This is a genomic window from Pseudomonas sp. MBLB4123, assembly GCF_051904775.1.
In the GTDB taxonomy this organism is placed as follows: Bacteria; Pseudomonadota; Gammaproteobacteria; order Pseudomonadales; family Pseudomonadaceae; genus Aquipseudomonas; species Aquipseudomonas benzenivorans_B.
Window position 1 is genome coordinate 1,652,251 of record NZ_CP196711.1, and the last position, 14,050, is coordinate 1,666,300.

Annotated in this window: 10 protein-coding genes; 6 read left to right on the plus strand and 4 right to left on the minus strand. The window is 66.5% G+C overall.

Annotated elements, in window-relative coordinates; all coding sequences use genetic code 11:
* Positions 1-215: 215 nt before the first annotated feature.
* On the plus strand, positions 216-1,574 hold the full coding sequence (locus tag ACSX1C_RS07625; RefSeq protein ID WP_439888932.1) for an HlyD family type I secretion periplasmic adaptor subunit: 1,359 nt from the start codon (positions 216-218) through the stop codon (positions 1,572-1,574).
* A 102-nt stretch (positions 1,575-1,676) separates the two neighbouring features.
* Here ACSX1C_RS07625 and ACSX1C_RS07630 read toward each other — a convergent pair whose 3' ends face one another.
* Complete coding sequence (locus ACSX1C_RS07630; RefSeq protein WP_439888933.1) at positions 1,677-2,054, minus strand: DoxX family protein; 378 nt, start codon at positions 2,052-2,054, stop codon at positions 1,677-1,679.
* A gap of 307 nt (positions 2,055-2,361) precedes the next feature.
* On the opposite strand from ACSX1C_RS07630, the gene ACSX1C_RS07635 reads away from it, so the two are divergent.
* The 3 genes from ACSX1C_RS07635 (at position 2,362) to ACSX1C_RS07645 (ending at position 7,807) form a co-directional block, all read left to right on the plus strand.
* Positions 2,362-3,693 carry a deoxyguanosinetriphosphate triphosphohydrolase gene (locus ACSX1C_RS07635; RefSeq protein ID WP_318645890.1) on the plus strand — a complete coding sequence of 444 codons (1,332 nt, stop codon included), beginning with the start codon at positions 2,362-2,364 and terminating at the stop codon, positions 3,691-3,693.
* Between the two features lie 3 nt (positions 3,694-3,696).
* The gene (locus ACSX1C_RS07640; protein WP_439888934.1) at positions 3,697-4,752 is read left to right on the plus strand and encodes an FUSC family protein; all 1,056 of its coding nucleotides are present in this window, start codon (positions 3,697-3,699) and stop codon (positions 4,750-4,752) included.
* Between the two features lie 97 nt (positions 4,753-4,849).
* Entirely contained in the window at positions 4,850-7,807 is a 2,958-nt protein-coding gene (locus ACSX1C_RS07645; RefSeq protein WP_439888935.1) for an HD domain-containing phosphohydrolase, read from the plus strand.
* A 55-nt stretch (positions 7,808-7,862) separates the two neighbouring features.
* Here ACSX1C_RS07645 and ACSX1C_RS07650 read toward each other — a convergent pair whose 3' ends face one another.
* Positions 7,863-8,204, minus strand: coding sequence for a YggL family protein (locus ACSX1C_RS07650; RefSeq protein ID WP_318645887.1), 342 nt, complete (start codon positions 8,202-8,204; stop codon positions 7,863-7,865).
* 234 nt (positions 8,205-8,438) lie between these two features.
* Here ACSX1C_RS07650 and dacB point away from each other — a divergent pair, with 234 nt between their 5' ends.
* A complete protein-coding gene (gene dacB / locus ACSX1C_RS07655; RefSeq protein WP_439888936.1) occupies positions 8,439-9,875 on the plus strand; it encodes a D-alanyl-D-alanine carboxypeptidase/D-alanyl-D-alanine endopeptidase in 1,437 nt (478 codons plus the stop codon).
* 48 nt (positions 9,876-9,923) lie between these two features.
* Here the strand turns inward: dacB and rlmKL are convergent, their stop codons facing one another.
* Positions 9,924-12,191, minus strand: a complete 2,268-nt coding sequence (gene rlmKL / locus ACSX1C_RS07660; protein WP_439888937.1) for a bifunctional 23S rRNA (guanine(2069)-N(7))-methyltransferase RlmK/23S rRNA (guanine(2445)-N(2))-methyltransferase RlmL — start codon at positions 12,189-12,191, stop codon at positions 9,924-9,926.
* Positions 12,192-12,620: 429 nt separating this feature from the next.
* Here rlmKL and rmf point away from each other — a divergent pair, with 429 nt between their 5' ends.
* Positions 12,621-12,836 carry a ribosome modulation factor gene (gene rmf, locus ACSX1C_RS07665; protein WP_318645884.1) on the plus strand — a complete coding sequence of 72 codons (216 nt, stop codon included), beginning with the start codon at positions 12,621-12,623 and terminating at the stop codon, positions 12,834-12,836.
* A gap of 112 nt (positions 12,837-12,948) precedes the next feature.
* Here the strand turns inward: rmf and ACSX1C_RS07670 are convergent, their stop codons facing one another.
* Complete coding sequence (locus ACSX1C_RS07670; protein WP_439888938.1) at positions 12,949-13,971, minus strand: quinone-dependent dihydroorotate dehydrogenase; 1,023 nt, start codon at positions 13,969-13,971, stop codon at positions 12,949-12,951.
* Positions 13,972-14,050 lie beyond the last annotated feature (79 nt).

The window sequence follows — 14,050 nt, forward strand, 5'->3', positions numbered from 1 at the left end:
ACACGACGTTTGGTTGTTCCAAATAAGTGTCGAAGAAACGCAGCATCGCGCAAAAACCGGCCCGGCCCGCAGGGTTGTGCGGGAAATGGTCCCCGCTGTTGTTGCAGGACTTGGCAAGGGAATAACCATTACCTGCGTCCTGCGCCTAACCGGGGGGCCATTTCCCGCGGCAACGCGCCTCGCGATGAAACGGGAACAGACCCTAGGACATGCCCATGCAAGCCAATCAGTCGACAAGCGATTACTTCTCCAGCCTGCGGCGACAGAAGCTGGACACCGAGTTCATGCCGGAGGTCGAGGGCACCGTGCTGGAAGCGCCGCCCTGGTTCTCGCGAATCACCCTGTGGCTGGTCGCCGCCTGCCTGCTCGCGGCTTTGGTCTGGGCACATTTCGCCGTGCTGGAGGAAGTCACCACCGGCGAAGGCAAGGCGATTCCCTCGAGCAAGGTTCAAGTCATACAGAATCTCGAAGGCGGCATCGTCAGCGAGATTTTCGTGCGCGAAGGCCAGGTGGTGAACAAAGGCGATGTGCTGCTGCGCCTGGACGACACCCGCTTTCTCTCCAACCAAGGCGAAACCGAGGCCGACCGCCTGGCACTGATCGCCCGCATCGAACGGCTGAGCGCCGAAGCCGAGGGCCGGCCCATGGACCTGCCGGACGACATCGCCGCCAGCGCACCGCAACTGGCCGAGGACGAGCGGGCCTTGCACCGCTCGCGTCAGGAGCGCCTGCACAGCGAACAGCGCACGCTCGGCAAGCAGCTGCGGCAGAAGGAGCAGGAACTGGCGGAATTCCGTTCCAAAGCCCAGCAGTACCGCTCGAGCCTCGGCCTGCTGCAGCAGGAGCTGAACATGTCGCAGCCGCTGGTCGCCAGCGGCGCGATCTCCCAGGTGGAGATCCTCCGCCTGCGCCGCAGCGCAGTGGAGGCCCGCGGCTCGCTGAATGCCACCAACCTGGCCATTCCCCGGGCCGAGGCCGCCATCGGCGAGATCAAGAGCAAGATCGAGGAGTCCGAGTTGGCCTTTCGTGCCGAAGCCTTCAAGGCACTCAACGAAGCGCGTACGGAACTGAAGAAGATCACCGCCACCAGTTCCGCCATCGAGGACCGGGTCAGTCGCACCACGGTGGTTTCCCCGGTCAAGGGCGTCATCAAGCAACTGAAGATCAACACCATCGGCGGCGTCGTCCAGCCCGGCAGCGACATCCTGGAGATCGTGCCGCTGGAAGACAACCTGCTGGTAGAAGCCAAGGTGCGCCCCCAGGACGTGGCCTTCCTGCACCCGGGACAGAAGGCCATGGTCAAGTTCAGCGCCTACGACTACACCATCTACGGCGGCATGAAAGCCAACCTGGAGCTGATCAGCGCGGACACCATCACCGATGAAGAAGGCAACAGTTTCTACCTGATCCAAGTGCGTACCGATAAGAGCCACCTGGGCAGCGACGAGCAACCGCTGCTGATCATCCCCGGCATGATCGCCACGGTCGACATCATCACCGGCGAGAAAAGCGTGCTGGACTACCTGCTCAAGCCCGTGCTCAAGGCCCGCGCCGAAGCGCTGCGCGAGCGATAAGGACACTTAAGGGCCAAGAGGCCGTGCCAGAGCCGCCGCATCTGCGTGCGCCGCCGGGGCGACGGCTCACCTCAATTGCCACGACAGCCTGCGGCCAGGCGTTTATCGACCACGCATGGCATCGATGCTGATGGCCCCCGCCCCATGCACATACAGCATGAGCAAGCCGCCGGCCATGGCGAAGTTCTTCATGAACTGGATCATCTGCATCTGTTCGTCGAAGTTCGTGTGAAAAATCACCGCGGCCGCCACCGAGAAGCCGGCCAGCGCCAGGGCTGCCCAACGGGTGAGGAAGCCGAATATCAAGGCCAGGCCGCCGCCGACCTCCAGCAGTATCACCAGCGGCAACAACGCCCCCGGCACCCCCATGCTTTCCATATAACCCTGGGTGCCGGCGTAGCCACCGATCTTGTTGATGCCAGCCAGTAGGAAAATATGTGCAAGCAGCAGTCGAGCGAGCAAGACGATTGCATTGTTCATACACTCACCTCTAAGAGCGGAAACCGCGTCATCCAGCGCCTAATACACAACGCCCACCTCAACGGAGCCAGGCCAATCGGGGTGCGCGGACACACTCGAACAACGCGACGGCTCAACGGCATAACTGGCCAAGTGCTTTCATCGGCACCCAGAATTGACCCTAGCAGCGCCGATCCCTGCCCGCCAGGCACGACCCGCTTATACCGAACCGCGACGGCCGCCACAGCACAACTCCACGCGAGGCTTGCGGCCGCTCACGCTAACCCGGAAGCTAGAGCCATCGGCCACTGAATGGCGAGGACCGGCCTTGGACTGGCAAACCCTGCTCACCCGCGAACGACTCGGCAAACCGGCGCACAGCGCCGACGAACTGGGCCGCAGCCCCTTTCACAAAGACCACGACCGCATCATCTTCTCCGGTGCCTTCCGCCGCCTGGGGCGCAAGACCCAGGTACACCCGGTCTCGAGCAACGACCATATCCACACGCGCCTGACCCACTCCCTGGAAGTCAGCTGCGTCGGCCGCTCCCTGGGCATGCGGGTCGGCGAGATGATCCGCGACGCCCTGCCCGACTGGTGCGAGCCGAGCGATCTGGGCATGGTCGTGCAGTCGGCCTGCCTGGCCCACGACATCGGCAATCCGCCATTCGGCCACTCCGGCGAGGACGCCATTCGCCACTGGTTCCATCAGGCCGCCGGGCGCGGCTGGTTGGACGCCATGAGCGAGGCCGAGCGCGCCGACTTCCTCAACTTCGAGGGCAATGCCCAGGGCTTTCGCGTGCTCACCCAGCTGGAGTACCACCAGTTCGACGGTGGCACCCGCCTGACCTACGCCACCCTCGGCACCTACCTCAAGTACCCCTGGACGGCGCGTCACGCCGAGGCGCTGGGCTACAAGAAGCACAAGTTCGGCTGCTACCAGAGCGAGCTGCCGCTGCTCGAACAGATCGCCCACAAACTCGGCCTGCCGCAACTCGAGGAACAGCGCTGGGGCCGCCATCCGCTGGTGTACCTGATGGAGGCGGCCGACGACATCTGCTACGGCCTGATCGACCTGGAGGACGGCCTGGAGATGGAGCTGCTCGACTACAGCGAGGTCGAGGCCCTGCTGCTCGACCTGGTCGGCGACGACCTGCCGCAGACCTATCGCCAGCTCGGCCCCCAGGACTCCCGCCGGCGCAAGCTGGCGATCCTGCGCGGCAAGGCCATCGAACACCTGACCAACGCCGCCGCCCAGGCCTTCGTCGCCCAGCAGCCGGCCCTGCTCGCCGGCACCCTGCCGGGCGACCTGGTCGAGCATATGCACGGCCCGGCCAAGCGCTGCGTGCAGAGCGCCAAGGCCATGGCACGACAGAAGATCTTTCAGGACAAGCGCAAGACCCTGCACGAGATCGGCGCCTACACCACCCTGGAGATCCTCCTCAATGCCTTCTGCGGCGCGGCGCTGGAGCAGCAGGGCGGTCGCTCGCCGTCGTTCAAGCATCGGCGCATCCTCGACCTGCTCGGGCACAACGCCCCGCACCCGGACTGGCCGCTGCACAAGTCCTTCCTGCGCATGATCGACTTCATCGCCGGCATGACCGACAGCTACGCTACTGAAATGGCCCGCGAGATGACGGGACGCTCGAGCCCGGTGTAATAGATGAGACAGCTCCTGCGCGAAACCTTCAGCTGGCATGCCGGCCCACCCGCCTGGGGCGCGGCGATGGTGGCCGGGCTCGGCTGTGCGCTGCCCCTGCTGTTGGGGCTGTTCAGCGGCCATACCGGCTTCCTCTGGGCCTCGGTCGGGGCCTTTCAGGCCGCCCAGGCCAGCCCCCTGCATCGCTTCGGCATGCTCAGGATGCTGCTGCTCACCGGGCTCGGCGCCTGCAGCGCCGCCCTGGGCTTCTGGTCGGCCGGCGACCCGCTGCTCGGCCTGGGCCTGTTCGCCAGCTTCGGCCTGCTGCTGGCCTGGCTGCAACGCTTCGGCAGCGAGGCCGGCAAGATGGGCCTGGGCCTGGTCGTCTGCCTGTGCCTGGGCCAGGGTCAGCACGGCATCGGCAACCTCAACAACCCCCATGCGATCGCCACCCTGTTCATCCTCGGCGGCCTCTGGGCCATGCTCCTGGCATTCGGCCTGCGCGGCCTGCATGGCCTGCGCATGTGGCCGTACATGCCGCGCTTCATCAGCATCCTCAGGGTACTCAGGCGCCACGCCAGGCGCCTGCCGCGCCGGCAGTGGCGCTTGCACGCCCTGGGCTGCACCCTGGCCATGGGCCTGGCCGGGTTGGTGGTCAGCCTCGCCGGGCTGCACCACGGCTACTGGCTGACCCTCACGGTGCTCACCACCCTGCAACTGGAGTTCCAGGGCAGCCTGGTGCGCGCCTTGCTAGCGAGCCTGGCCAGCATGACCGCGGCCGGTCTGTTGATTCTGCTCGGCCACAGCCTGCAGGACCCGACGCTGATGGTACTCAGCCTGATTCCCTTGATCATGCTCAGCCGAGCACTGCAGGCCAGCCATTACGCCCTGTTCGTGATGCAGAGCGCCATCGGCTTCGTCCTGCTCGCCGAGAGTCTCTCCCTGGACTGGCAGCAGGCCCAGCTGCGCCTGCTCAACGTCCTGTTCGGCGTGGTCCTGGCGCTGTTCGTGGCGCTGCTGGTGTACGGCCTGCGTCAGCTGCTGGAACGGCGCACGCCACGCAGCGCGGCGGCCCCGTGAACGACCGGCGCGGCAGCTGCATGACCGTTGCCCGGCGCCTCCAGCCCCCCTCCACTATGCTTAGGAGCTCAACGGCGCAACCGATGGAGTGAGCGCTATGCCCCGCAGATTCTGGCCCCGCGACCGCCGGTTTCCCCTGCATGTGCACATCAGCCTGCTCTTCACCCTGCTGCTACTCCTGACCGGCACCTTGCTCGGGCTGTTCAACCATCGGCAGACCACCCAGATCATCTTCGCCAGCAGCACCAAGCTGTTCGAGCAGGTCCAGCAGAACGTCCAGCTCGACCTCGAGCACACCTACCAGCCGATCCGCCAACTGCTCAGTCTGCTGGCCCTCAACGAGGCCAGCCAGGCCGGCAACCTGCCGGGCCGCCTGCCCCTGCTCAAGCCCTTCGCCCAGGCCCTGCGCGACAACCCGCAGATGGCCTCGCTGTACCTCGGCGACGACGACGGCGACTTCTTCATGGTCCGGCCGCTGCGCGACGAGGCCATGAAGCTGCGCTTTTCCGCGCCGGACAACGCGGCCTTCCAGGTCTGGTCGATCGACCGCAGCGCCGGGGACGTCGAAGCCGCCTATCTGTTCTACGACGGCTCGTTGAACCTGATCAACCGCCGCGCCCGTCCTGAGGAAGACTACGACCCGCGCACCCGCCCCTGGTACCGCCGCGCCCGGGTGGACGGCGGCCAGATCACCACCGCACCCTACGTGTTCTTTGCCAGCCCCGAAGTCGGCACCACCCTGGCCAGGCGCAGCGGCCTGACCCGGGTAATCGCGGCAGACCTGACCCTGGCCGAACTGTCCGCCACCCTGACCGATCAACGGATCACCGCCAGCAGCCAGATCCTCCTCTACGACCCCGCCGGCAATGCGGTGGCCTACCCCGACAGCGCCCGCCTGACGATGATGATCGATGGCGAGGCGATACTCAGCCCGGCCCGCGAACTCAGCCCAGAAATCGACGCCCTGCTGGCCGATGACACCGGCGAGCTGCAACAGAGCGTGCTCGAGCTGGGCAAGCGCCGCTGGGTGGCCTCGCGCAGCCGCCTGCTGGAAGGCGGCCCCCAGGGCCTGTTCCTGGCCCTGCTGGTACCGGAAGACGAGCTGCTGGAGGACGCCTACCGCATGCGCTGGCAAGGCGCGCTGATCACCCTGACCACCCTGCTGCTATGCCTGCCGCTGGGCTGGCTGACCTCGCGCATCGTGGCCAAGCCGCTCAAGGCCCTGGTCGCCGAAGCCGAGGCGATCCGCCGCTTCGACTTCAAGCAACCCACCAGCGGCCACTCGCCGGTACTGGAGGTCGACCAGCTGGCGGTGTCCATGAAACAGATGAAAGAAACCATCGCCAGCTTCCTGGAGATCGCCGCCAGCCTGTCCGCCGTGACCCGCTTCGACACCCTGCTCGAACGGGTGCTGGAGGAAACCGTGGGCATCAGCCAGGCCCAGGGCGGCCTGATCTACCTGATCGACACCGACAAGGGCCGGCTCGAACCCCGTGGGCTGTTCCTCGACGGCCAGCGCCACGACCTCGCTCGGCACGACATCCCCGGCTACGAGGTGAGCGCCGAAGCATTGCCGCAGTGGCTGCGCGGCCCGGCAGGCGGTGGCCCCAGCACGGTGCTGTCCCTCGGCTTCGACCAGGCCGGCGACTACCGCAGCCTGCTACGCGCCCTCGACAGCCCGCGGGTCCATCTGGTCGCCGCCGGCCTGCACAACCGCCAGGGCGACACAGTCGGCGTGCTGGTGCTGCTGCACTGCGACCGCGGCGAGGCCGACGAGCCGGCCATGCCGCGCCGCGAACGCGTGGCCTTCGTCGAGGCGGTCTCCGGGGTCGCCGCCCTGTGCATCGAGAGCCAGCGCCTGCTGCTGCGGCAGAAGAAGCTGCTCGATGCCATCATCCAGCTGGTCGCCGGCGCCATCGACGCCAAGAGCCCCTACACCGGCGGCCACTGCCAGCGCGTGCCGGAGATCGCCCTGATGCTCGCCCGCGCCGCGGCAGACAGCGACGCTCCGGCCTTCCGCGACTACCGGCCGAATGCCGAGGAATGGGAGGCCCTGCATATCGCCGCCTGGCTGCACGATTGCGGCAAGGTGACCACCCCCGAATACGTGGTGGACAAGGCGACCAAGCTGGAGACCCTGTACGACCGCATCCACGAGGTGCGCATGCGCTTCGAGGTGCTCAAGCGCGACGCCTGGATCGCCTACTGGCAGGGCCGTGCCGAGGGCGGCGAGGAGGCACTGCTGGCCGCCCGGCGCGACGAGGCGCTGAGCCACCTGGACGAGGACTTCGCCTTCGTCGCCACCTGCAACCTGGGCGGCGAAACCATGGCCGAGGCCGATCTGCAGCGGCTCCGGCAGATCGCCGCGCGCACCTGGACCCGCACCCTGGACGACCGCCTCGGCGTGTCCTGGGAGGAGGCCCGGCGCCAGCAGCGCCGCCCTGCGCAGGAACTGCCGGTGGAGGAAGCCTTGCTGGCCGACAAGCCCGAGCACCTGGTCGAACGCCCGGCCGACGAGCTGATCCCGGCGGACAACCCCTGGGGCTTCCACCTGGAGGTGCCGCAGTACAAGTTCAACCGCGGCGAACTGCACAATCTGAGCACCGGGCGCGGCACCCTGACCGACGAGGAGCGCTACATCATCAACCACCACATCGTGCAGACCATCCTCATGCTCGATCGCCTGCCCTTCCCGCCGCACCTGCGGGAGGTCAGCGAGATCGCCGGCGGTCATCACGAGAAGGTCGACGGCAGCGGCTATCCGAAACGCCTGCGCCGCGAACAGATGAGCCTGCCGGCGCGGATGATGGCGATCGCCGACATCTTCGAGGCGCTGACCGCGGTGGATCGCCCCTACAAGAAAGGCAAACTGCTGTCGGAGTCACTGACGCTGATGGCCGAGATGTGCCGCACGGGGCATATCGACCCCGAGCTGTTCGGCCTGTTCGTGCGGGCGCGGGTCTATCGCGAGTATGCCGAACGCTTCATGCAGAAGGCGCAGATCGATGCGGTGGACGAGGCAGAGGTGCTGGCCAAGGCCGGCCTGGCGGGCTGAAAGCAGACGGTGGAAGCGCTCGGGCATGCCTGGCGCATGCCCGAGTCGGGGGACATCAGGCCGGATTGATCGGGTTTTCCGGGTACCAGACATCCAGCAGCGGGCTGGCGCTGAAGTCGATCAGCTCGCTACGGCCCTTCAACCAGGCCTCGACCTGGGCGCGCTGCGCCTCGCTCACCGAACCACGCTTGGCCAGGCAGACCAGACCGTAGTCGTCGCCACCGACGTAGCCCAGGCCGTTGGCTTCCATGGCGTCACGCAGGAACTGGTCGAGGAAGTCGTCGACGGCCTCGTCGGTCAGGTCCTCTTTGAAATTCAGGTTCAGCTCGAAACCCAGCTCCTGGAATTCATCCACACAGAGCTTCTTGCGCAGACGACGGGAACGGTTGGTAGCCATGGAAGGATCCTCAAGAGTAATTACGCGCGGCACTCTAACAGCTTGCCGGCAAACATGCCCGTCCCAGCGCCCGCCTGCCTCTTTCGGGGTGCAAAAAAGTCCTTCACGCCGGTCGCCGGACGGCCCTGGCGCAATGGCCTTCGGGCATAATGCGGGGCTGTTTGACGAACCGCTGTGGAGTCCTCCGCACATGTCGACCGCGCCCTTCCCCCCTAGCACCGAGTCCCTCCGCTCATGACCCGCACCCTGCGCCACCTGCTGATCGCCAGCCTGCTGCTGCCGCTCGCCCTGCCCCTGCACGCCGCCGACAATAGCCGTCTGCCGAGCCGGGTCGAGAAGGCCCTGAAAGCCAACAAGATCAACCCCCGCGCCCTGTCGGTCATGACCGTGCCACTCACCGGCCCCGGTACCCGCACGGTGATCAATGCCGACATCTCGGTCAATCCGGCCTCGGCCATGAAACTGGTGACCACCTACGCCGCCTTGGAGCTGCTGGGCCCGACCCACCAGTGGACCACCGAGTTCCACACCGATGGCCCGCTCAAGGACGGCGTGTTGCAGGGCAACCTGTACCTCAAGGGCGGCGGCGACCCCAAGCTGAACATGGAAAAGCTCTGGTTGCTGCTGCGCGACCTGCGCGCCAACGGCGTACGCCAGGTCAGCGGCGACCTGGTGCTCGACCGCAGCCACTTCGTGCAACCCAAGCTGCCGGTGTTCAACGACGACGGCGGCGACGCCAACAAGCCCTACCTGGTGACCCCCGACGCCCTGCTGGTCAACCTCAAGGCCCTGCGCTTCATCGCCCGTGCCGAGAACGGCAAGGTGCGCATCGCGATCGAACCACCGCTCGCCGATATCCGCATCGACAACCGCGTCAAGCTGCTCAAGCCGGGCAAATGCCCCGGCTGGCCGGACGTGCGCTACAACCCGGTGACCCAGTACGACGGCACCACGGTGATCGTCAGCGGACAGCTGGCCGAGGGTTGCAGCGCCCAGACCTACCTGTCGCTGCTCGACCACCCGGACTACGCGGCGGGCGCCGTGCGCGCCATCTGGCAGGAGCTGGGCGGCAGCATTCTCGGCCAGGACCGCCTCGCCGATGTGCCGAAGAGCGCCCGCCTGCTGGCCCGCGCGCACTCCCCCGACCTGGTGGAGATCATCCGCGACATCAACAAGTACAGTAACAACACCATGGCCCGTCAGCTGTTTCTCAGCCTCGGTGCGCAGTTTCGCAACGCCGCCGATGGCGACGATGCCAAGGCCGCGCAACGGGTGATCCGCGCCTGGCTGGCACGCAAGGGCATCACCGCCCCGCATCTGGTGATCGAGAATGGCTCGGGGCTGTCACGGGCCGAGCGGGTCAGCGCCCGCGAACTGGCGGCGCTTCTCCAGGCCGCCTGGAAGAGCCCCTATGCCGCCGAGTTCATCAGCTCCATGCCGCTGGTGGGGATGGACGGGACCATGCGCAAGCGCCTGAAAGGCACCGCCCTGGAGGGCCAGGCCCATATCAAGACCGGCACCCTGAACAATGTGCGCGCCATCGCCGGCTACAGCCGCGACAGCAACGGCCACAGCTGGGCGGTGGTGGCCATCCTCAACGACCCCAGGCCCTGGGGCGCCTCGGCGATACTCGATCAGGTCTTGCTCGACCTGTACCGGCAAGCCAAGTGAGGCCACGGGCGGGCCGTCCGAGATAGAGGGACTGCCCGCCGGCATCGGTCAACCGCGCGGGGTCAGGCGCCAGGCGCGGTGGATCTTCGGGTTGCGGGCGAAGTCCGGATCCAGGGTGTCGGCGCTGATCTCTTCCACCCCGTAGCGCGCCGCCAGCCCCTCATCGAGCTGGAACTTGCGGAAGTTGTTGGAGAAGTACAGCACGCCGCCCGGCGCCAGACGGGCCATGGCCAGGTCCAGCAGCTGCACGTGGTCGCGCTGCACGTCGAACACCCCCTCCATGCGCTTGGAGTTGGAGAAGGTCGGCGGGTCGATGAAGATCAGTTCGTACTCGCCGCGATCCTCGGCCAGCCAGGCCATCACGTCGCCCTGCTCCAGCCTGTGCTTGTCCGAGTAACCGTTGAGCGACAGGTTGCGCCGCGCCCAGTCCAGATAGGTCTTCGACAAATCGACGCTGGTGGTGCCGCGCGCGCCGCCCTTGGCCGCATGCACGGTGGCCGTGGCGGTATAGCAGAACAGGTTGAGGAAGCGTTTGCCCGCGGCCTCGCGCTGGATGCGCAGACGTAGCGGCCGATGGTCGAGGAACAGCCCGGTGTCGAGGTAGTCGGTGAGGTTGACCAGCAGCTTGGCGCCGCCTTCGGCGACTTCCATGAACTGGCCCTGACTGCCCTGGCGCTGATACTGCTTGGTACCGGTTTGGCGCTCGCGGCGCTTGATGATCACCTTGCTCTTGTCCACGCCCAGCGCCTGGGGGATCGCCGCCAGAGCATCGAACAAACGCGCCTGAGCCTTCTCCGGGTCGATCGAGCGGGGCGCGGCGTATTCCTGCACATGCACCCAGTCGCCGTAGAGGTCCACCGCCAGAGCGTACTCCGGCATGTCTGCGTCATACAGCCGGTAGCACTCGACCCCCTCCCGGCGCGCCCACTTGCCCAGCTGCTTGAGGTTCTTCTGCAGGCGGTTGGCGAACATCTGCCCACCTTCGCTCAGGCGGGCCTGTTCGACAACCGGGGCCGGCGCCGGCTTGATCGGGTTGCCGTTCCTGTTGAACTGACGCGCCTGGGGCGCGGCCTGCGTCTTGGCGATCTCGGCCTGCTCACGCTCGCGCTCGCGCTGCTCCGGGGTGCGCCGCTCGCCGGTGACGAACTGCTCGGGCTGCACCTTGATCAGCAGCAGCTTGCACGGCAAGGCGCCGTTCCAGAAGGCGTACTGCTTGTGGCTGCGGATGCCCATGCGCTTGCCCAGTTCCGGGGCGCCGGTGAACACCGCGGCCTCCCAGCCCAGACAGGCCTGACGCAGGCGCTCGCCGAGGTTCTGGTAGAGATACAGCAGGCTGGCCTCGTCGCCGAGACGCTCGCCATAGGGCGGGTTGCTGATCACCAGCCCCTTCTGGGCCTGGTCCGGACGCGGCTCGAAGGTGGCCAACTCGCCTTGGTAGACCTTGACCCAGTCGCTCAAGCCGGCCCGCTCGATGTTGTTGCGGCCCGGCTGGATCAGGCGCGGATCGGCCTCGTAGCCGCGAATCCACAACGGCGGTTTGGCCAGACCGGCGGCGGCCCGCTCCTGCGCCTCGGCATGCAGCTTCTTCCACAGTGCCGGCACGTGCCCCAGCCACTGGTCGAAGCCCCAACGCTCACGCTTGAGGTTCGGCGCGATGTCCGCGGCCATCATCGCCGCCTCCACCAGGAAGGTACCGACCCCGCACATGGGGTCGGCCAACGCCCCGCCCGCGGCGGCGATGCGCGGCCAGCCGGCACGGATCAGGACCGCAGCGGCGAGGTTCTCCTTGAGCGGCGCGGCGCCCTGCTGCAGACGATAACCGCGCTGGTGCAGGCTATGGCCGGACAGGTCGAGGGAGAGGATCGCCTCGCCGCGCTCCAGACGCAGGTGCACGCGCAAGTCGGGGTTGAGTTTATCGATCGAGGGCCGCGTACCGTCGGCCTGGCGCAGCTTGTCGACTATGGCGTCCTTGACCTTGAGCGCGCCGAAATGAGTGTTGTCGATGCCCGAACCGTGACCGCTGAACTCCACGGCCAGGCTGCCGCCCGGCTCCAGGTGCTCGAACCAGTCAACCGCCAGTACGCCCTGGTACAGGCTCTCGGCATCCCGCACGGGAAACCGCGCCAGTACCAGCAATACGCGGTTGGCCAGGCGCGACCAGAGGCACAGGCGGTAGGCACTCTCCAGCCCGGCCTCGCCACGAATGGCGGAGGTCTGCTCGCGCGCGCCCTCTAGCCCCAATTGGCTGGCCTCTTCGAGCAGCAAGCCTTCCAGGCCCTTGGGGCAGGTGAGAAAGAGTTCGTAGCGATCCGACATGAAAATATCCAGTGCCTAAGGCAGTGAGCGGCGAGCGCGTGAGGCGACACGGCCAAAATAAGTGACAAAAAGTCGCAATGCGACCCTTCGTCGGAATAAAAAACCCTCGCAATCGAAATCCAGTTGCGATGGCACAACACCAGCACGGGCGGCGCAAACGCCCAGCCCGTGCGGGGTCTTGCAGAACACCGGCGAACAAGTCGCCGAGCCTTATGGTCTCACCCTCGGAAGCATTACGCCCTTATGACAAAACGATCATTCACAGGCCCCCGAGCATTAGATAGAAATCTACCTAGGCCGTCGCCGCAATGGCGAAGGCACAGGACGCTCGCGACGCCGGCAGCGGGCTCCGCTGGCAGACTCTTTTTTCTGCCTGGCCTCGCCACGAGGTCTACGGGACATAACAGTCAACAGTGAGGGCAACACCCTATGAGAAGACTTAAGCGTGATCCGTTAGAAAGAGCTTTTTTGCGCGGCTATCAGTACGGTATCAATGGCAAATCCCGCGAACTGTGCCCCTTCACCCTGCCTTCGGTTCGTCAAGCCTGGATGAACGGCTGGCGCGAAGGCCGTGGCGACAACTGGGATGGGCTGACCGGGACCGCCGGTATTCATCGACTCAACGAACTTCACGCTGTCGGCTGATCGAGTAAAGGAACCTACCGTCTTTACCAAGCACGCCCCAGTTCGGGCGGCGGGCGCAAGCCCAAGGGCTCCCTCAGGGAGCCCTCTTTATTTCCCCCGCGATCAACCCCGCTCAGCGCCGCGCGGCCACTATGGCATCGACCGCCTCGCGGATCAGCGCCGGCCCCTTGTAGATGAAGCCCGAATAGACCTGCACCAGACTGGCCCCCGCGGCGATCTTCTCGGCGGCATGGCGGCCCTCGGTGATGCCGCCCACGGCGATGATCGGCAGTCGTCCGCCCAGCTCGCCGGCCAGCACCTCGACCGTATGGGTACTCTTGTCCCGCACCGGCGCACCGGACAGCCCACCCGCCTCGTCGGCGTACTCCAGGCCCTTGACCCCGTCCCGGGACAGGGTGGTGTTGGTGGCGATCACCGCATCCATGCCGGTCTCGAGCAGTGCCGCGGCCACCTGGGCGGTTTCCTCATCGCTCATGTCCGGGGCGATCTTGATCGCCAGCGGCACCCGCTTGCCGTGCTGCCGGGCCAGGTCCTCCTGACGCGTGCGCAGGGCCTCGAGCAGCTGCTTGAGCGAGTCGCCGAACTGCAGGCTGCGCAGCCCCGGGGTATTCGGCGAACTGACGTTGACCGTCACATAGCTGGCGTGGGCATAGACCTTGTCCAGGCACAGCAGGTAGTCGTCCACCGCGCGCTCCACCGGGGTATCGAAGTTCTTGCCGATATTGATGCCCAGCACGCCCTCGTACCGGGCCGCCCGCACCCGCGCCAGCAGATGGTCGACACCGTGATTGTTGAACCCCATGCGGTTGATGATCGCCTCGGCCTCGGGCAGGCGGAACAGCCGCGGCTTGGGGTTGCCCGGCTGCGGGCGCGGCGTCACGGTGCCGATCTCGACGAAGCCGAAGCCCAGCTGGGCGAAGCCGTCGATGGCATCGCCGTTCTTGTCCAGGCCGGCCGCCAGGCCGACCGGATTGGCGAACTCCAGGCCCATGACCTTGACCGGCAGACTCGCCGGCGCCTTGGTCAACAGACCATTGAGGCCCAAACGACCGCCGGCGCCGATCAGGTCGATGGACAGTTCGTGGGAGGTTTCCGGGGAGAGTTTGAACAGCAGCTCGCGGGCCAGGTTATACATGCTCAGCTCGATAGTGGCGAAATCGCAAAGGCGGCGATTATACAGGCCACGCCACCTGGCAGCGAGGCGCACGGCCGGC